Annotated in this window: 15 protein-coding genes; 8 read left to right on the top strand and 7 right to left on the bottom strand. The window is 70.1% G+C overall.

Annotation, left to right across the window (positions count from 1 at the left end; genetic code table 11):
* Window positions 1–43: 43 nt before the first annotated feature.
* From AB8810_RS21405 to purH, 6 genes are all read right to left on the bottom strand, one after another.
* Complete coding sequence (locus AB8810_RS21405) at window positions 44–2,161, bottom strand: TonB-dependent siderophore receptor (protein WP_369914828.1); 2,118 nt, start codon at window positions 2,159–2,161, stop codon at window positions 44–46.
* A 97-nt stretch (window positions 2,162–2,258) separates the two neighbouring features.
* Window positions 2,259–4,352 carry a TonB-dependent siderophore receptor gene (locus AB8810_RS21400; RefSeq protein ID WP_369914826.1) on the bottom strand — a complete coding sequence of 698 codons (2,094 nt, stop codon included), beginning with the start codon at window positions 4,350–4,352 and terminating at the stop codon, window positions 2,259–2,261.
* Between the two features lie 236 nt (window positions 4,353–4,588).
* Window positions 4,589–5,263, bottom strand: a complete 675-nt coding sequence (locus AB8810_RS21395; protein WP_179569110.1) for a uracil-DNA glycosylase family protein — start codon at window positions 5,261–5,263, stop codon at window positions 4,589–4,591.
* 124 nt (window positions 5,264–5,387) lie between these two features.
* Entirely contained in the window at window positions 5,388–6,677 is a 1,290-nt protein-coding gene (purD, locus tag AB8810_RS21390; RefSeq protein ID WP_179569108.1) for a phosphoribosylamine--glycine ligase, read from the bottom strand.
* 28 nt (window positions 6,678–6,705) lie between these two features.
* Window positions 6,706–7,563, bottom strand: a complete 858-nt coding sequence (locus AB8810_RS21385; protein ID WP_369914825.1) for a hypothetical protein — start codon at window positions 7,561–7,563, stop codon at window positions 6,706–6,708.
* A gap of 19 nt (window positions 7,564–7,582) precedes the next feature.
* Window positions 7,583–9,169: a bifunctional phosphoribosylaminoimidazolecarboxamide formyltransferase/IMP cyclohydrolase gene (gene purH / locus AB8810_RS21380; RefSeq protein WP_369914824.1), complete on the bottom strand. Its 1,587-nt coding sequence runs from the start codon at window positions 9,167–9,169 to the stop codon at window positions 7,583–7,585.
* Window positions 9,170–9,247: 78 nt separating this feature from the next.
* Here purH and AB8810_RS21375 point away from each other — a divergent pair, with 78 nt between their 5' ends.
* From AB8810_RS21375 to AB8810_RS21340, 8 genes are all read left to right on the top strand, one after another.
* The gene (locus AB8810_RS21375; RefSeq protein WP_191826265.1) at window positions 9,248–9,862 is read left to right on the top strand and encodes a CDP-alcohol phosphatidyltransferase family protein; all 615 of its coding nucleotides are present in this window, start codon (window positions 9,248–9,250) and stop codon (window positions 9,860–9,862) included.
* A gap of 89 nt (window positions 9,863–9,951) precedes the next feature.
* Entirely contained in the window at window positions 9,952–11,706 is a 1,755-nt protein-coding gene (locus AB8810_RS21370) for a bifunctional alpha/beta hydrolase/class I SAM-dependent methyltransferase (protein ID WP_369914823.1), read from the top strand.
* The gene (locus tag AB8810_RS21365) at window positions 11,703–13,040 is read left to right on the top strand and encodes a phosphatase PAP2/dual specificity phosphatase family protein (protein ID WP_369914822.1); all 1,338 of its coding nucleotides are present in this window, start codon (window positions 11,703–11,705) and stop codon (window positions 13,038–13,040) included. The genes AB8810_RS21370 and AB8810_RS21365 overlap by 4 nt, the downstream gene beginning before the upstream one ends.
* The gene (locus AB8810_RS21360) at window positions 13,037–13,471 is read left to right on the top strand and encodes a hypothetical protein (RefSeq protein WP_179569096.1); all 435 of its coding nucleotides are present in this window, start codon (window positions 13,037–13,039) and stop codon (window positions 13,469–13,471) included. The genes AB8810_RS21365 and AB8810_RS21360 overlap by 4 nt, the downstream gene beginning before the upstream one ends.
* Window positions 13,472–13,484: 13 nt before the next feature.
* On the top strand, window positions 13,485–14,993 hold the full coding sequence (locus tag AB8810_RS21355; protein ID WP_369914821.1) for a TIGR04222 domain-containing membrane protein: 1,509 nt from the start codon (window positions 13,485–13,487) through the stop codon (window positions 14,991–14,993).
* The gene (locus AB8810_RS21350) at window positions 14,993–15,646 is read left to right on the top strand and encodes a CDP-alcohol phosphatidyltransferase family protein (RefSeq protein WP_206259948.1); all 654 of its coding nucleotides are present in this window, start codon (window positions 14,993–14,995) and stop codon (window positions 15,644–15,646) included. Before AB8810_RS21355 ends, AB8810_RS21350 begins: the two co-directional genes overlap by 1 nt.
* Entirely contained in the window at window positions 15,643–16,275 is a 633-nt protein-coding gene (locus AB8810_RS21345; RefSeq protein ID WP_179569090.1) for a 1-acyl-sn-glycerol-3-phosphate acyltransferase, read from the top strand. Before AB8810_RS21350 ends, AB8810_RS21345 begins: the two co-directional genes overlap by 4 nt.
* Complete coding sequence (locus AB8810_RS21340) at window positions 16,272–17,246, top strand: phosphatidate cytidylyltransferase (protein ID WP_206230362.1); 975 nt, start codon at window positions 16,272–16,274, stop codon at window positions 17,244–17,246. Before AB8810_RS21345 ends, AB8810_RS21340 begins: the two co-directional genes overlap by 4 nt.
* Before the next feature lie 258 nt (window positions 17,247–17,504).
* Here AB8810_RS21340 and fis read toward each other — a convergent pair whose 3' ends face one another.
* Window positions 17,505–17,777 (bottom strand): DNA-binding transcriptional regulator Fis, encoded by a 273-nt coding sequence (fis, locus tag AB8810_RS21335; protein ID WP_003471008.1) that lies wholly within the window; start codon window positions 17,775–17,777, stop codon window positions 17,505–17,507.
* Window positions 17,778–17,871: the final 94 nt, after the last annotated feature.

Genomic DNA, 17,871 nt, shown 5'->3' with positions numbered 1-17,871 from the left:
CGGTCGTCGCTGCGCCTTGCCGCGGCAAGGCGCAGCGCGGCGCTCAAAGTTCGAACGTGGCGCTCAGCGACCAGGTGCGCGGCTGGCCGTAGCCGTTGCCGTCGTTGGTCCAGTAGCGGCGGTCGGTGAGGTTGGTGAGTTCGCCGCGCAGCGTCAGCGGCGTGGCGCCCCAGTGCGTGCGATAGCCGAGGCCGGCATCGAGCAGGGTGAAGGACGGCAGCTTCAGGTCGTACAGGTCGTTCCACATCGACGCGCCGTACGGCTGCGAGCCGTAGTGCTTGGCGGCCGCGTGCACGCTCAGCCCGGGCACGGCGTCGAATGCGTACGCGGTGTCGAGCGTGGCCTGGAACCTGGCCACGCCGGCGGGGGTGCGGCCGACCGCGGCGGCCTCGTTGCGCAGGTATTCGGCGTCGACCCAGGTCGCGCCGGCGCCGATGCGCCAGTTCGGCGTGGCCTGCACATGGCCGCTGAGGTCGAATCCCTGGTAGCGCACCTCGCCGTCCTGCACGTAGTAGTTGGCGGCATTGCCGTATTCGGCGCCGCGCTCGATGCGGAACCAGGCCGCATCCAGCGCCCAGCGCGCATGCTCCAGCTTGTAGCCCAGCTCGTACTGCTTGCTTTCCAGCGGCGGCAGCAGCGTGTTGCGGTTCTCGTAGAGCTGGCCGACGGTGCTGCCCTGCTCCAGCGATTCCACGTAGCTGGCGTACACGGTCTGGTCTTCGCGCGGCTTGAACAGCAGCGCCACGGTCGGGGTGTTGACCGACTTCTGGTAGCGCGCGGTGTGCGTGCCGTCCACGTCCCAGCTGTTCTGTTCGTAGCGGGTGTGGCGCAGGCCCAGCAGCAGCGACCAGTGCGCGCCGACGCTGAGCGTGTCGCTGGCGAACAGCGCGTTCTGCTCGACCCGGTCGCTGCGGTAGGTGTCGCGCGAATGGGTGCTGTGGTAACTGAGCGTGCTGTCCTCGTACAGGTTGGAGGTGCCCAGCTGGTACCACAGGTTCTGCTTGGCCCAGCCGCTGTCGGCCTGTTGCCAGCTCGCGCCGGCGACCAGCTGGTGGTCGATCGGGCCGGTGCTGAAGCGGCCTTCGAGCAGGCCCTGCGCCAGGTAGTTCTCGGCGAGATTGCCCAGGTCGTAGATATACGTGTTGGTGTCGCCCTCGCGGTTGAGCACGTAGTCCCAGATCTTGTTGATCGAACTGCGGAACTTGCTGTAGCTCAGGTCCAGGCGCGCGTTCCAGGCATCGTCGATCCGCCAGCGCAGGCCGGTCATCGCCGACTGCATCTCGGTGTTGAAGAAGGTGTCGCGGATGGCGCGGTCGCGGCGCGGGTCGAGGCGGCGCGGCAGGGCGCTGTCGCCATAGCCGTAGAAGGTGATGGTCGGCGCTTCGTTCTCCAGCTTGCGGTCCTGGTAGAGCAGGTCGGCGGTCCAGGTGAGGTCGTCGCTCAGGCGCGCATCCAGCCCCAGCGAGGCCAGCGTGCGCTCGACGTGGGTGTCGTTGTAGGTATCGCCCTGTTCGCGCAGCACGTTGAGGCGGTAGCCGAAGCGGTCGTCCTCGCCGAAGCGGCGGCCGTTGTCGAGCTGCGCGCTGTATACGCCGCCGTCGCGGTAGCCGACGCTCAGGTCCAGCAGCGGCGTGTCGGTGGGCTTCTTGGTGATGTAGTTGACGATGCCGCCAGGGGCGCCGAAGCCGTACATGAAGCCGCTGGCACCCTTGAGCAGTTGCACCTGCTCCATGGTCTCGCTCGGCCACTCGGCGCCGTAGGTGTACAGCGGCATGCCGTTGAGCTTGTAGCCGTTGCTGTAGCTGACCGGCAGGCCGCGCACCTGGATGGTGGTGTACCAGCTGCTGTTGTAGGCGCCGACGTTGCCGGAGACCGACGGATCGGTCATGAACATCTGCGCCAGCGAGTTGACCTGGCGCTCCTGCAGGGCGTCGGCATCGATGCGGGTGATCGAGAACGGGGTATCGCGCGCGGGCCGTTCGCCCAGGGCGCCGGCTGGCGCCTCGGCGCGCTCGGCGTTGACCCGGACCGCGTCCAGCTCCGTGGCCTTGCGGTCGGCGGGGTCGGCATCGGTCTCGGCCGCTGCGGCATGGGCGGATGCGCAGAGCGCGGCCACCAGCGCGAGCGGCAACAGGGAATGGCGTGGGAGTCGGGTGGGCATGACGGGTTCCGTTGGTCGGGGAAGAGGGCGTCGTGCCTTGCCGCTGGGGCTGGGTGGACGAAAGGCGCGGCGGCCGCTGCGCAGGCCGCCGCGCGGTTCACAGGTCGAACTGCACGCTCAGCGCATAGGTGCGCGGCGCGCCGACGCTGTTGGTGATCCAGTACTTGCGGTCGGTAAGGTTGTCGATGCTCGCGCGCCAGGTCAGCGGATGCCCGTGCAGGCGCATGCGATAGCCGGCGCCGACATTGGCCAGCGTGTAGTCCGGCAGCTTCAGCGTGTTGGCGGTGTCGTACCAGACGTCGCCGAAGTAGCGCAGCGCGGCATAGACGCTGAGTCCGTCGATGCCGGGGAACGCGTAGTCCACGTGCGCCACGCCTTGCCAGCGCGCCGCGAAGCTGACCCGGTGGCCTTGATCGGCGGCGTTGTCCGGCGAGAGTTTGTCGTAGCGCGGATCCAGCCAGGTGGCGCCGACGCCGATGCTCAGTTGCTCGGTGAGGCGGTAGTCGCCGCTCAGTTCGATGCCGTCGTACAGGGTGACGCCGTCCTGCTCCAGATATTTGCCGGCCGCGGTGATGCGGTCGATGCTGGCGCCGCGCTCCAGCCGGAACGCGGCCGCGTTGGCGTTCCAGCGCGGATAGGCGATCTTGGCGCCGATCTCGTACTGCTTGCTGATGGTGGGGTCGAGCACCTGGCCGGCGTTGATGTAGTCGTCGCCGACGCGGCCGCCGGCTTCCAGCGACTCGATGTAGCTGGCATACAGCGTGACCGTGTCGGCCGGCTTGTACATCAGCGCATAGGTCGGCGTGACCGGATAGGTGTGGTACGTGCCGACCTGTTCGTAGTCGTTGTAGCGCCAGCCGGCCAGCAGCGACCAGCCCGGCGCGAAGGCGACGGTGTCGCTGACGAACAGCGCCTTCTGCAGCGTCTCGCTGCTGCGGGTCATCACCCGCGAGGCGCTGCTGTAATGGGTCATGCCCTGCCAGTCGTAGAGGTTGCCGCGGCCGATGGTCTGCCACACGTAGGGGCGGTCCCAGCCGGTGGCGTCCTGGCGCGAGGCGCCGGCCACCAGCTGGTGGCGCAGCGGCCCGGTGGCGAAGTTTCCTTGCAGCATCAGCTGCACCAGCTTCCACTCGCTCCTGCCGCCCAGTTCGTAGGCGTTGACGGCGTAGTCGCCGTTGCCGTCGTCGATGTAGGCGAAGATCTTGTTGACGTCGTTCCACGAGGTGGTGACGCCGTAGTTCAGGCTGGCCTTCCAGCCGTCGGCGAAGCGCCATTCCAGCCCGGTCGACAGCAGGCGGGAGCGGGTGTCGTAGTACGAACCGGTCACCGAGCGGTCGGCGTCGCCGGCGATCGCGCGCGGCACCGCGCTCAGGCCGATGAAGTAGTACTGCGGCGCTTCCTCGGACAGCTGGCGGCTCTGGTAGACCAGGTCGGCGGTCCAGGTGAGGCGATCGCTCAGGCGCGCGTCCAGCGCGGCCGAGACGACCTTGCGGTCGATCTCGCCGCCGTTGTACGTCTCGCCTTTCTCGCGGAAGGCGTTGAGGCGGTAGCCGAACATGTCCTGGTTGCCGAAGCGCCCGCCCGCGTCGAGCTGGGCGCTGGCCACGGCGTCCGAGCGCCAGCCGAGCCTGGCCGATAGGGTGGTGTCGTCGGTCGGTTTCTTGGTCAGGTAATTGACCAGGCCGCCGGGCTGGCCGAAGCCGTACAGGAAGCCGGCCGGCCCCTTCAGCAGCTCCACCTGTTCCATCGCTTCCAGCGGCCATTCGCTGCCCCAGGACGAGACCTGCAGGCCGTTGACGCGGTAGCTGTCGTAGCTCAGGCCGAGGCCGCGGTTGATGATCGGCGAACTCCAGCCGCTGGAATAGGCGCCGACCTGGGTGACCACCGACGGATCGTTGAAGAAGGCGTCGCCCAGCGACACCACCTGGCGTTTGTCGAGGTCGTCGCGGTCCAGCACCTGGATCGCGAACGGCGTGTCCTGCACGGTGCGTTCGCCCAGCGCCCCGGCGTTGGCATGCACGCGCGCGGCGGTCACGCTGATCGCGTCCAGCTCGGTCGCCTGCTCGCTCTCCGCGTCTCCGGCATGGGCGTCGCAGGCCAGCAGCAGCGCGGCGGCGAGCGCGGCCAGGCGCACGCCGCGATGGAATCGGCAGCGGAGAACATGCGCGGCGTGCGCGGACGGACAAGACATCGGCAGCATCCTTTTCTGCGGGCAGCGGCGTGCCGCCCGCGATCGGCGAAAGCGGTGGGAGAGGAAGGGGGATGGCTGACCGCTGGATGTCCCGGATGCGGGGAAACTGGCTCCGTCGACGCGGAGCCATGCGCTGGCTAATGCGAATTGTTCTCTTTTGTGAAGCTCAGGTCAACGGATCGTTGCCTGGACGCGCTCCAGCATGGCGGCCGGCACGGCTGTGCGGGCGCTCGCGCTCACACCGACAGTTGCCGCAAGCGCGCTTCGAGCAGCGCCGGGAAGCGTTTGAACCAGGTCTGGTTGAGCGGCGAGGGATGCGGCAGCGGATGCAGGGTGAAGCGGCGCGCTGCGCCGGTCTCGGTCCGCAGGCCGATGTCGATGTGCGCGTCGAAGCGCGACGGGTCGGCCCAGAATGCGTCCAGCTGCGCGCGCACGTCCCTGGGCTGGTCGATGCCGAACCAGAGGAACGCTTCGCGGCCGAGGGTGACGATGTCGCGGCCGCGCCATTGTTCGATCAGCAGGCGCCGCATCAACGGATGGAAGCGCCGCTTCACCTGCATCGACCAGGCCTTGTTGCCGAGCGGCTTGTACGGCACGGTGTTGATCCAGAAGACATCGCGGCCGACCGCGAGCGAGGCCGCGAAATCGGGCATCGCCTCGCCGCCGTGCAGGTGCCGGTACAGCGCCTTGCGCACCAGCTGGCCGCCGCTGCCGACGAACGGTTCGCCGTATTCGACCTCGGTGCGGCCTGGATCGCGGCCGAAGACACACAGCCGCGCGTTGCGGCGGCCCAGGCCGATGATCGGCTCGAGCGGGTCCTTGGCGTAGTCGGCGTAGACCTTGGTGTCGATGCCGTCGGTCTGCGCCGCCAGCGCGCGGAATTGCGTGCGGAGGTCGGGATCCAGCGCCATGGAATGTCCTCGAATGCCGATGGTGTCAGCTGTAGGAGCGGCTTCAGCCGCGACAGATCCTATCCGCAGGTGCCCATACGATCTGTCGCGGCTGAAGCCGCTCCTACAGAGGGCGGCGTGGCCCCTACGCGCTGCGTTCGCGCGCGATCGCGCGCCAGCCGATGTCGCTGCGATGGAATTCGCTGGGCCACCGGATCTGCGCCACGCCGGCGTACGCATTGCGCTGCGCGTCCGACACGCTGTCGCCCAGCGCGGCCACGCACAGCACGCGGCCGCCGGCGCTGAGCACGCGGCCCTGGCCGTCCAGCGCGGTGCCGGCATGGAACACCTTGGCGCTGGACGGCACCTGGTCCAGCCCGGAAATCGCTTCGCCGGTGACCGGCGTTTCCGGATACGGCGCGGCCGCCAGCACCACCCCCAGCGACGGGCGCGGATCCCACTGCGCTTCGGTCGCATGCAGGCGGCCGTCGATCGCCGCTTCGATCAGATCCACCAGGTCCGACTGCAGGCGCAGCATCACCGGCTGCGTTTCCGGGTCGCCGAAGCGCACGTTGAACTCGATCACCTTCGGCGCGCCGCTGGCGTCGATCATCAGCCCCGCGTACAGGAAACCGGTGAACGGTACGCCGTCGGCGATCATGCCTTGCACGGTCGGCTCCACCACCTCGCGCATCACCCGAGCGTGCACCTGCGGCGTGACCACCGGCGCCGGCGAATACGCGCCCATGCCGCCGGTGTTGGGGCCGGTATCGCCGTCGCCGACGCGCTTGTGGTCCTGGCTGGTGGCCATCGGCAGCGCGGTGGCGCCATCGACCATGGAGATGAAGCTGGCTTCCTCGCCATCGAGGAATTCCTCGATCACCACGCGCGCGCCGGCATCGCCGAAGGCATTGCCGGAGAGCATGTCGCGCACCGCGGCTTCGGCCTCGTCCAGGGTCATCGCCACGATCACGCCCTTGCCCGCGGCCAGGCCGTCGGCCTTGACCACGATCGGCGCGCCTTTGTCGCGGACATAGGCCAGCGCCGCGTCCACCTCGGTATGCACTTCGTAGAACGCGGTCGGGATGCCGTGGCGGGCGAGGAATGCCTTGGCGAAGGCCTTGCTGCCTTCCAGCTGCGCGGCCTTGGCGCTGGGGCCGAAGATGCGCAGGCCGGCGGCGCGGAAACGATCGACCACGCCCAGCACCAGCGGCACTTCCGGGCCGACCACGGTCAGCGCCACGGCTTCGTCCTGGGCCAGCTTGAGCAGGCCATCCAGGTCGTCCACCTTGACCGCCACATTGCGGCACTTGGTTTCAGTGGCGGTGCCGGCATTGCCCGGGGCCACCAGCACTTCGCTGACGCGCGGGGATTGGGCCAGCTTCCAGGACAGGGCGTGTTCGCGGCCGCCGGAACCGATGACGAGGATTTTCAAGGCGTGTCTCGTGAGGTCGAAGGAAGGACTATTCGCAGGCTTCGCGCTGCATCGAATCGGGGAACGGATAGGCCCAGCGTTTGGCGTCGAACGCGAACACCTGGGTGGTGCCGAGCTTCTTGCCGCAGGAGATGCCGCGTTCCTCGATGGTCACCGGCCACACCCGCGCGGCGCGATCGCTGTCGTCCACGTCGAGTTCGAAGTCCACGTCGAACAGCTGCGCCTGGCATTGCGCGGCGGTCTGCTGCGGATCGCGGCCGTCATCGCTGCAGTCCAGCGCGCCATGATTGTCGATGTGCTGGCGCACCGAGCCGGCGTTGACCAGGCCCTTGGGGCCGGGCAGCACCAGATCCTGCGATTCCAGCACGGTGCCTTGCCCGACCCAGCTGCTGTAGACCAGGAAGCCGTAGAAATCGCTGCCCAGCCGCAGGATGTCCACCGCGCCCGGATCGCCATCGCTGCCGAAGCCGTCGCCGAGCTTCTCGGCCACCACCGCCAGGCCCTGGCCGGCGTCGCGCAGGATCAGGAAATCGATCAGTCCCGGATTGGCATGGCCGCCGTCGCTGAGCCGGTGGCAGACCGCCAGCAGCTCCTGGATCTGGTCGCCGACCACCACCGGCTGTTCGGCGCAGACCTCGCTCTGCACCGCGTTGCCGTCGGCCTGGCCGGACCAGCTCTCCGACAGGCGCGCCTGCTTGCCGTAGCGCGTCTGCAGGAACGCCTGCAGGCGTTCGGTGCGCGGCACATGCGCAGTGGCTGCAGGCGCTGCGGCTGGCGTCGGTGCGGCCGCCGGCGCGGCCGGCGTTGGCGTGGCGGTCGGTTTGCAGGCCGCCATGCCGAGCGCGAGCAGCAGCGGCAGGCCGTGGCGCAACGGGCTGGATTTCATCGTTCGGATCCCTGGCCGCTCAATGGCGGAAGTGGCGCACGCCGGTGAACACCATGGCGATGCCATGCTCGTCGGCGGCGGCGATCACCTCGCCGTCGCGCATCGAGCCGCCGGGCTGGATCACCGCCTTGATGCCGGCCGCCGCGGCCGCGTCGATGCCGTCGCGGAACGGGAAGAACGCATCGGAGGCCATCACCGAACCTTCCACCACCAGCTCCGCATCGGCGGCCTTGATCCCGGCGATGCGCGCCGAATATACCCGGCTCATCTGCCCGGCGCCGACACCGATGGTGCGGTGGTCCTTGGCGTAGACGATGGCGTTGGACTTGACGTACTTGGCCACCTTCCAGGCGAACAGCAGGTCGGCGAACTGCGCCTCGGTCGGCGCCAGGCGGGTGACCACCTTGAGGTCGTCGCGGCTCACCACGCGGTCGTCGGCGGTCTGCATCAGCAGGCCCGAGCCGATGCGCTTGGTGTCGACGAAACCGCTGGACACCGGCGCCAGCGGAATGCGCAGCACGCGCACGTTGGCCTTCTTCTTCGCGTACTCCAGCGCACCCTCTTCGTAGTCCGGCGCGATCAGCACCTCGACGAACTGACGGTCCAGGATGACCTTGGCGGTGGCCGCGTCCAGCGTGCGGTTGAAGGCGAGGATGCCGCCGAAGGCGCTGGTCGGATCGGTCGCGTAGGCGAGTTCGTAGGCATCGCCGCAGGCCGCGCCCACCGCCACGCCGCAGGGATTGGCGTGCTTGACGATGACGCAGGCCGGCGCGTCGAACTGGCGCACGCATTCCCACGCCGCGTCGCTGTCGGCGATGTTGTTGTAGCTCAGTTCCTTGCCCTGCAGCTGCGCGAACGTCGCCAGCGAGCCCGGGGCCGGGTGCAGATCGCGATAGAACGCGGCCTGCTGATGCGGGTTCTCGCCGTAGCGCAGGTCCATCACCTTGACGAAGCTGCCGTTGCTCTGCGCCGGGAACGCGGTGCGGCACGCGCCGGCCTCGTTGTGCTCGACCACCGCCGACAGGTAATTGCTGATCGCCGCGTCGTACTGCGCCACGCGGTTGAACGCGGCCACCGACAGCGCGAAGCGCTTGGCCGCCGACAGCTGGCCGTCGTGCGCCTCCAGTTCGGCGAGCAGGTCGGCGTACTGCGCCGGATCGGTGGCCACCGCCACGCGCGCGAAGTTCTTCGCCGCCGAGCGCAGCATCGCCGGGCCGCCGATGTCGATGTTCTCCACCGCCTCGGCGAGCGTGCAGTCGGCCCTGGCGGTGACCGCCTCGAACGGATACAGGTTCAGCACCAGCAGGTCGATCGGGGCGATGCCGTGTTCGGCCATCACCGCGTCGTCGGTGCCGGCGCGGCCGAGCAGGCCGCCGTGCACCAGCGGGTGCAGAGTCTTGACCCGGCCGTCCATCATTTCCGGGAAGCCGGTCAGCTCGGACACGTCTTTGACCGCCAGCCCGGCCTCGCGAATCGCCTTGGCGGTGCCGCCGGTGGACAGCAGTTCCACATCGCGCGCGGCCAGCGCGCGGGCCAGGTCGATCAGGCCGGTCTTGTCGGAAACGGACAGCAATGCCCGGCGCACGGGCAGGAAATCGGAGGACATGGGGGCAGGGCACACATCGGAGCGGGGAGCCGATATTGTAGGCTGCGCCGCCCCGGCATGGACCCTCAGGACCCCGCAATGGTTTCGATCTACGCATTGAAAGGACGCTTCCAGGACCTGCTGCGCCCCGGGGTGCGTGGCCTCTACCGGCTCGGCGTGACCGCCAACCAGGTCACCGTGGGCGCAGCCGCGGTGTCGCTGCTGGTCGCCGCCTGGGTGTTCTGGCGCGGGCCGGCGCAGCCGCTGTGGTACGCGCTGCTGCCGGCGTGGATGCTGCTGCGCATGGCCTTGAACGCGGTCGACGGCATGCTGGCGCGCGAGTTCGGCCAGCAGTCCAAACTGGGCGCCTACCTCAACGAACTGAGCGACGTGATCGCCGATGCGGCCCTGTACCTGAGCCTGGCCAGCGTGCCCGGCGCGGCTGCCGGCTGGCTGTGGGCGCTGGCGCTGGCGGCGGCATTGACCGAGTATGCCGGGGTGTTGGGGCTGATGGTCGGCGCCGGACGGCGCTACGACGGACCGATGGGCAAGAGCGATCGCGCCTTCGCCATCGGCCTGCTGGGGCTGCTGCTGGCCGGCGGCTGGGTCGGGGCGAAGACGGTGGACGGGTTCGCGATCGTGCTGGCGCTGCTGTGCGCGGCGACGGTGCTGCGGCGCGTTGCCGCCGGCCTGCGCGAGGGGGCGCCGCGCTGAGCCGCGCGGCGCAGGCCGCGGCAACGACACGGAAGCGGTAGCGGCACTCACGGCAACGGCAAGTACGAACGACAGGGAATCGGCAACGGATGCGGCAGGTCAGCGAAAGCGAGTTTTGCAGTTTCGACGGAGCGCGGTTGTTCTACCGGCATTGGCCGGCGATGGCGCCGGCGGCGGTGCCGCGTGCGGTGGTGCTGCTGCATCGCGGCCACGAACATTCGGGGCGGGTGCTGCACCTGGCGGACGAACTGGGGTTGGACGACTGCGCGATGTTCGCCTGGGACGCGCGCGGCAACGGCCGCTCGCCCGGCGTGCGCGGCGATGCGCCCGGCTTCCCGGCGCTGGTGCGCGACCTGGACCGCTTCATCGCCCACATCGGCGAGGCCCACGGCATCGCGGTGCAGGACATCGTGGTGATCGCGCAGAGCGTGGGCGCGGTGATCGCCAGCACCTGGGTGCACGATTACGCGCCGCCGCTGCGCGCGCTGGTGCTGGCCTCGCCGGCGTTCAAAGTCAAGTTGTACGTGCCGTTCGCGCGGCCCGGGCTGGCCTTGATGCACAAGTTGCGCGGCAATTTCTTCGTCAACAGCTACGTCAAGCCGCAGTGGTTGACCCACGACCCGGCGCGCGTGGCGAGCTACCGCGACGATCCGCTGATCACCCGGCCGATCTCGGTGCGGGTGCTGCTGGGCGTGTACGCCGCCGCCGACCGCGTGGTCGGCGACGCGCAGGCGATCACCGTGCCGGTGCAGTTGCTGGTGTCCGGCGACGATTTCGTGGTGCACCGCGGCCCGCAGGACCGTTTCTACGAGCGGCTGTCCTCGCCGGTGAAGGAGCGCCACCTGCTGCCCGGGTTCTTCCACGACACCCTGGGCGAGCGCGACCGCGCGCCGGCGCTGGCGCAGATCCGCCGCTTCGTGCGCGAGCGCTTCGCCGAGGCGCCGGCATTGCCGAGCCTGCTGCAGGCGCACCGGCGCGGGCCGACCTTCGAGGAAGCCGAGCGGCTGTCCTGGCCGCCGCAGAAATACAGCCTGCAGGACCTGCGCTGGCGCTTCGTGCGCGCCAACCTGCGCTTCGGCGGCACCCTGTCCGAGGGCGTCGCGCTGGGCCTGCAGACCGGCTTCGATTCCGGCAGCACGCTGGACTACGTGTATCGCGACCGCGCCAGCGGCAAGGGCCCGTTGGGGCGCTTCATCGACCGCAACTACCTGGATGCGATCGGCTGGCGCGGCATCCGCGTGCGCCGCACCCATCTGCACGAACTGCTGCGCCTGGCCATGCAGCGGCTGCGCGACGCCGGCGCGCCGGTGCGCGTGCTCGACATCGCCGCCGGCCACGGCCGCTACGTGCTGGAAGCGCTGGCCGGCGGCGAACAGCGCGCCGATGCGATCGCGCTGCGCGATTTCAGCGCCTTGAACGTGGAGCGCGGGCGCGCGCTGATCGCCGAACTCGGCGCCGCCGACATCGCCCGTTTCGAGCAGGGCGACGCCTTCGACCGCGACGCGCTGGCGGCATTGCAGCCGCGGCCGACGCTGGCGGTGGTGTCGGGCCTGTACGAACTGTTCCCCGACAACGACCAGGTGCTGCGCTCGCTGCAGGGCGTAGCCGCCGCGGTCGAACCCGGCGGCTACCTCGCCTACACCGGCCAGCCGTGGCACCCGCAGCTGGAATTCATCGCCCGCGCGCTGACCAGCCACCGCGGCGGCGCGGCCTGGGTGATGCGCCGCCGCACCCAGCAGGAGATGGACGAACTGGTGCGCGCGGCCGGCTTCCGCAAACTCGAACAGCGCATCGACGAATGGGGCATCTTCACCGTGTCGTTGGCGCAGCGGATCGCGCCGTGAGCGAAGCGGCGCCGCGGCCGTGGCGGCGGGCGCTGGCGTGGCTGGCGCTGCTGGGGCCGTTCTTCTTCCTCAGCTACGGCCTGGCCAATACGCTGGCCGAGCGTCGCGCCTACGTGCCGTCGCTGCCGTTCGCGTGGGAAACGCAGATCCCGTTCTGGCCGTGGACGATCGTGCCGTACTGGTCGATCGACCTGTTCTACGTGATCTCGTTCTTCGTCTGCCGCACGCGCGACGAACTGGATACCCACGCCCGGCGGTTGCTGACCGCGCAGCTGCTGGCGGTGGGTTGTTTCCTGCTGTGGCCGCTGCGTTTCAGTTTCGAACGGCCGCCCAGCGAAGGCGTGTTCGGCTGGCTGTTCGCGGTGCTGCTCGGCTTCGACAAGCCGTTCAACCAGGCGCCGTCGCTGCACATCGTGCTGCTGGTGGTGCTGTGGGTGCGCTATGCGCAGCATCTGCACGGGCTCGCGCGCGGCGCGCTGCACGCCTGGTTCGCGCTGATCGGGCTGTCGGTGCTGACCACCTACCAGCACCATTTCCTGGACATTCCCACCGGCCTGGCCGCCGGCTGGCTGTGCGTGTGGCTATGGCCGCAGCGCATCGCGCCGCCGTGGAGCGCGCTGGCGTTGGCGCGCGATCCGGCGCGTTGGCGGCTGGCCGTTGCCTACCTGCTCGGCAGCGCGGCTTGCGTGGCCCTGGCTTACGCATTCGGCGGGACGGCATGGTGGCTGCTGTGGCCGGCGCTGTCGCTGCTGCTGGTCGCGCTCGACTACGCGTTGCTTGGCGCGCTCGGCCTGCAGAAGCGCGCCGATGGCCGCCTCAGCCTGGCCGCGCGCTGGCTGTACGCGCCGTACCTGGCCGCGGCCTGGCTCAATGCGCGCGCCTGGACCCGGCGCGATCCGGCGCCGCGCGAGATCGCCGACGGGGTCTGGCTGGGGCGGCTTCCCGGCCGCGGCGAGCGCGCGGCGTTCGCCGTGGTGGTCGATGTCTGCGCCGAACTGTCGCTGCGCGATGCCGGTGCGCACGACCGCAGCGTGCCGATGCTGGACCTGGTCGCGCCGCCCGCGCCGGCATTGCGCGAAGCCGCCGCCGCGATCGAGGCCGCACGCCGCCATGGCCCGGTGCTGGTGTGCTGCGCACTGGGCTATTCGCGCAGCGCCGCCGCGGTCGCCACCTGGCTGCTGCACAGCGGTCGCGCTGGCGATCTGGATGCCGCGCTCGCGCTGCTGCGCGCACGCGCAGCGCGGGTGGTGCTGGGGCCTGCGCAGCGCGATGCCATCGCCGCCGCATGCGCCGCGCCGCACCTGCCGCCGCGCGCCCTGGAGCTGCCGGCATGAGCATGCCGCTGGAACTGCGCACGATGGCCGCACTGCTGCGGCAGGCATCGCCGCTGGACCGGCTGTCGCTGGTGCTGTTCGCCGTCGCGCTGCTGCTGGGCGCGTGGTACGCCAACGTCAGCGCGTCGCTGGCGGCGATGCTGTGCCTGCTCAGCGTGCTCGCCGGCGTGGTGCAGCGCTACTGGGCCGCGCGCGTCGGCCTGGATGCCGCGCTGCTCGACGCGGTGCTGGCCGAAGCGGACCTGGACCAGGCCGGCACCGATCTCGACGCCGCCCTGCACCGGCTCGGCCTGCTGCGGCGCTTGCCGCCGCCGCGCGACTGGCAATCACGCTGGCGCGGCATGCGCGGCTTGTTGCTGCGGCAGATCGCCAGCTTGGCGCTGCAGCTGCTGGCGCTGCTGGCGGCGCCGATCGCGGCGCAGTTCGCATGACGGAGCGCAGGCCATGACCGCCTCCACCGATCCGGCGCCGCTGCCCCACGCCGACGCCGCGCAACAAGCGCTGTGGCAGCGGCTGCAAGCCTACCGTTTCGGCGAGGCCGACGACGCCTTGCCGGTGTTCGTGCGCCGCGTGGCCAAGGAAGCCAAGGTCTCCCTGACCGTGGCCGCGCAGGCGATCGAGGAATACCGGCGCTTCTGCTTCCTGGCCTGCAGCGGAGCCGAGGACGTCACCCCCAGTGCGCTGATCGACCAGGTCTGGCATACCCATCTCACCGATACTCGCGAATACTGGCAGCAGTTCTGCCCCCACGTGTTGCAGACCACCCTGCATCACCGGCCCGGCCGCGGCGATGCCGCCGACGCCGAGCGCCATGCCGCGCAATACCGGGCCACGCTGGCGCGCTACCGCTGCTATTTCGGCGAACCGCCGGCCGCCTGCTGGCCGGCACCGGCCGGGGAGCGCGCCGCGCGGGCCGCCACCGCCGACGATCTCCACGCGCGCCGCTGGGACAGGCCGCGCGCATCCGGCAAGGCACTATGGCTGTGGGCGGCGGCCACGCTGCTGCTGGGCTGGTGGCTGGGATTGGACAACCCGGCCGTCTCGCCGCTGCACTGGCGCGGCAGTGCCTTCATCGTGCTGTTCCTGGCGGGGATCGGCCTGGCCTGGGCGCTGGCCGCGCGGTTGCGGCGCGCGATGCGCGGCCTCGGCCAGCGGCACGCGGCCAGCGTGGTCGATCACGCCGAGCTGGCGTTCCTGGCCGGCGGCAGCGAGCGCGTGGCTGACCTGCACCTTGGCTTGCTGCAGATCTGCGGCGCGGTGCAGCTGCGGCCGACGTTGTCGACGCTGACGCGCCGCCGCAGTGATGCGACCGCGCTGCACGTGGCAGACGGCGTGGCGGTGCCGGCGTCGTTGCAGCGCGCCCTGCAACTGGTCCGCGCCAACCCGACCTTGTCGCTGGCGCTGCAGGCGCTGCGCGACGACGCGATGCCGCTGCGCCAGTCGCTGATCGGCAAGCGCCTGCTGCTCGGGCGCGGCCAGGCTTGGTGCGCGCGCCTGCTCGGCGCCGCGCCGCCGGTAGCGCTGTGGGTCGTGGGTGCGCTCAAGATCGAGATCGGCTTGCAGCTGCAGCGCCCGGTCGGCTTCCTGGTCGCGGCGATGGTGGCGGTGACGCTCATCGCACTGGGCTTCCTGCTGACCCCGCCGCGCCGCAGCGTCGCCGGCGACCGGCTGCTGGCCGCGCGCGATGCGGCATGGCGCGCCGGGACGGTCCTCTCCTCCACGACGCCCGGCACGCACCTGGCCACGCCGCTGGCGCTGGGCGGCACCGGCGTGCTGATGAGCACGGCGTGGGCCGACTATCACGCGCTGCGATCGCCAGTGGTCGCCAGCAGCGGCGGAAGCGGTGGCGGCAGCAGCTGCAGCACCGGCGGTGGCGATGGCGGCGGCAGCGGCAGCAGTTGCGGCAGTAGTTGCAGCAGCGGCTGCGGCGGTTGCGGTGGAGGTGGCGACTGATGGCCCGAGCGACCCTGGCACAACGCCGCGCGCAGTGGCGCGCGCGCCTGGCGACGGCGCTGCGCGCACGTGGCGCCACGCCCAACGGCCTGTCCTGGACCGCCACCGGCTTCGCCGCGCTGGCGGCGCTGATGTTCTATTGCGCCTGGCGCGAGCCGCCGCGCGATGCGGCCGGCTTGCTGCTGTTGGCCGCGCTCGGCCTGCAGGGGCGGCTGCTGTGCAATCGCCTGGACGGGCTGATGGCGCGGCAGGCGCGGATGGTCGGCCGCGCCGGCGAGGTCTACAACGAAGCGCCCGACCGCCTGTCCGACGTCGTCGTGTGCCTGGGCGTGGGCTACGGCCTGCAGCACGTGCTGAGCTGGGGCGCCGACCTGGGCTGGGCCGCGGCCTTGCTGTGCGTGGGCACCGCCTACGTGCGCATGCTCGGCCTGGCCTGTGGCGTCAGCGAGCCCTTGCAGGGGCCGATGGCGCGCGTGCAACGCATGCACTGGCTGTCGCTGGCTGCGCTGCTGGCGGCCGTCGTTCTGCTGCTGCACTACACGGCCGTCGCCGAAATGATTCTGGTCGCGACCATGGCGCTGCTGATCGGCGGCGCGGCCTTGACCATCGTGATGCGTCTGCGCGCCATCGTGCGCGAACTGGAGTGGACATGATCGAACGTCTGATCGCCCGCGGCTGCAGTGCCGCGATCCGCATCCTGACCGGCGCGCGTGCGTTCTGGCGCGGCTGCATTCCCTCCAGCGAGCGCCGCGTGTACTACGGCAACCACGCCAGCCACGGCGACTTCGTGCTGATCTGGTCGTCGCTGCCGGCGGCGCTGCGGCGCGAGGTGCGGCCGGTGGCCGCAGCCGAGTACTGGCAGCGCGACGCGCTGCGCCGCTACCTGATCCACGCGGTGTTCAACGGCGTGCTGATCGAGCGCGAAGCCGCGCAGCGCAGCCGCGATCCGATCGAATGCCTGTGCGAGGCGGTCGATGGCGGCGGCTCGCTGATCCTGTTTCCGGAAGGCACGCGCAACACCGAGGAAGGCGTACTGCCGTTCAAGAGCGGCATCTACCACCTGGCGCGGAATCGGCCGGAGCTGGAGTTCGTGCCGGTGTGGATCGACAACCTCAAGCGGGTGATGCCCAAGGGCAAGTGGCTGCCATTGCCGCTGCTGTGCACCACCACCTTCGGCGAGCCTCTGCGGCTGGGCGCCGGCGAGGACAAGCAGGCGTTCCTGGAGCGCACGCGTGCGGCGCTGCTGGCGCTGTCGCCGGAACAGATGGAGGCCGCACGATGAGCGCGATCGCCTTCAGCGACCATCTGCAGCAATCCTCGCTGCGGCAGCAGACCATCTGGCTGTTCCTCGGCATCGCCGCGGTGCTGCTGCTGGCCACGCTGATTTCCGAAACCCTGCGCTGGCGCGCGCGCGGGCGCCCCAGCGCGGTGCTCGACAACCTGGTGGCGCGGATCCGCGCCTGGTGGGTGATGGCCGCGGTGGTGGCGCTGGCGTTCGTGTTCGGGCGCATCGGCGTGATCGTGCTGTTCGCGCTGGTGTCGCTGTTCGCGCTGCGCGAGTTCATCACCCTGGCGCCGACCCGGCGCGGCGACTACTACGCGTTGCTGGCCGCGTTCTACATCGTGCTGCCGTGGCAGTACTGGCTGGTGTGGAGCGGCTGGTACGGGCTGTACACGCTGCTGATCCCGGTCTACGCGTTCCTGGTGCTGCCGATCCTGGCCACCATCGGCGGCGACACCACGCGCTACCTGGAGCGCACCGCGAAAGTGCAGTGGGGGCTGATGATCTGCGTGTTCTGCATCTCCCACGTGCCGGCGCTGCTGAACCTGGAGATTCCCGGCTACGAGGGCCGCAACCTGCTGCTGTTCGCGTTCCTGGTGATCGTGGTGCAGTCCTCGGACGTGCTGCAGTACGTGTGGGGCAAGCTGATCGGCAGGCACCTGATCGCGCCGAAGCTGTCGCCGTCCAAGACCGTGGAAGGCTTCGTCGGCGGCATCCTGTCGGCGAGCCTGCTCGGCGCGGCCCTGTGGTGGATCACCCCGTTCTCGCCGCTGCAGGCGTTCGCGCTGGCGCTGGTGGCCAACCTGATGGGCTTCTTCGGCGGCCTGGTGATGTCGGCGATCAAGCGCGACCGCGGCATCAAGGACTGGGGCCACATGATCGAAGGCCACGGCGGCGTGCTCGACCGGCTGGACTCGGTGTGCTTCGCCGCGCCGGTGTTCTTCCACCTGATCCGGTATGGGTGGGTGTGAGAGGCCGGGATTGGGGATTGGGGATTCGGGATTCGCGGTGACCGGGCCGCCTCCTGTAGGAGCGGCTTCAGCCGCGACGCCGTACCGGTAACGCGTCGCGGCTGAAGCCGCTCCTACAGAAGAGCGCACAGATTGAAATGAAAAGGCCGCCTTTTCTGCAGAAAAGGCGGCCTTTTTATCAGCGGTCTGACAGCGGATTTGCGCGCAGACGTAATCCTGCAGTCCGAATCCCGAATCCCGAATCCCGAATCCCGGCTCTCAAGCCAACCCGTATTCCTTCAACTTCTTGCGCAGCGTGGCGCGATGGATGCCCAGCATCGCCGCGGCGCGGCTCTGGTTGCCTTCGCAGTGGTTGAGCACTTCCACGAACAACGGGATCTCCATCTCGCGCAGCACGATCTCGTACACGTCGTCGGCGTCGCAGCCATCGAGGTCGCGCAGGTAGCGGCGCACGGACTGCGCCACGTGTTCGCGCAGCGGCGGCTTCGGCGCGCCGCGACTGGAGTCAGGACGAGTGGTGGCAGCGTTCAAGTTCGGCGGGTCCCCGGATGACGGCGGCGCCGGAGGGCGGAGGGCCGGCGCGGGGGGACGAGTCTAGCGCGTGGCCTGCCTCGCTGCCATGGCG

Source organism: Xanthomonas sp. NCPPB 3005, from assembly GCF_041228095.2.
GTDB classification, from domain to species: Bacteria; Pseudomonadota; Gammaproteobacteria; order Xanthomonadales; family Xanthomonadaceae; genus Xanthomonas_A; species Xanthomonas_A bonasiae.
This window is presented reverse-complemented; position numbering and strand designations above follow the sequence as displayed.

Bases quoted from the DNA above. Each gene is read 5' to 3' on its own strand.
- AB8810_RS21405 (WP_369914828.1), bottom strand. From the start codon at position 2,161: ATGCCCACCCGACTCCCACGCCATTCCCTGTTGCCGCTCGCGCTGGTG.
- AB8810_RS21400 (WP_369914826.1), bottom strand. From the start codon at position 4,352: ATGTCTTGTCCGTCCGCGCACGCCGCGCATGTTCTCCGCTGCCGATTC.
- AB8810_RS21395 (WP_179569110.1), bottom strand. From the start codon at position 5,263: ATGGCGCTGGATCCCGACCTCCGCACGCAATTCCGCGCGCTGGCGGCG.
- AB8810_RS21385 (WP_369914825.1), bottom strand. From the start codon at position 7,563: ATGAAATCCAGCCCGTTGCGCCACGGCCTGCCGCTGCTGCTCGCGCTC.
- purH (WP_369914824.1), bottom strand. From the start codon at position 9,169: ATGTCCTCCGATTTCCTGCCCGTGCGCCGGGCATTGCTGTCCGTTTCC.
- AB8810_RS21375 (WP_191826265.1), top strand. From the start codon at position 9,248: ATGGTTTCGATCTACGCATTGAAAGGACGCTTCCAGGACCTGCTGCGC.
- AB8810_RS21370 (WP_369914823.1), top strand. From the start codon at position 9,952: ATGCGGCAGGTCAGCGAAAGCGAGTTTTGCAGTTTCGACGGAGCGCGG.
- AB8810_RS21360 (WP_179569096.1), top strand. From the start codon at position 13,037: ATGAGCATGCCGCTGGAACTGCGCACGATGGCCGCACTGCTGCGGCAG.
- AB8810_RS21355 (WP_369914821.1), top strand. From the start codon at position 13,485: ATGACCGCCTCCACCGATCCGGCGCCGCTGCCCCACGCCGACGCCGCG.
- AB8810_RS21350 (WP_206259948.1), top strand. From the start codon at position 14,993: ATGGCCCGAGCGACCCTGGCACAACGCCGCGCGCAGTGGCGCGCGCGC.
- AB8810_RS21345 (WP_179569090.1), top strand. From the start codon at position 15,643: ATGATCGAACGTCTGATCGCCCGCGGCTGCAGTGCCGCGATCCGCATC.
- AB8810_RS21340 (WP_206230362.1), top strand. From the start codon at position 16,272: ATGAGCGCGATCGCCTTCAGCGACCATCTGCAGCAATCCTCGCTGCGG.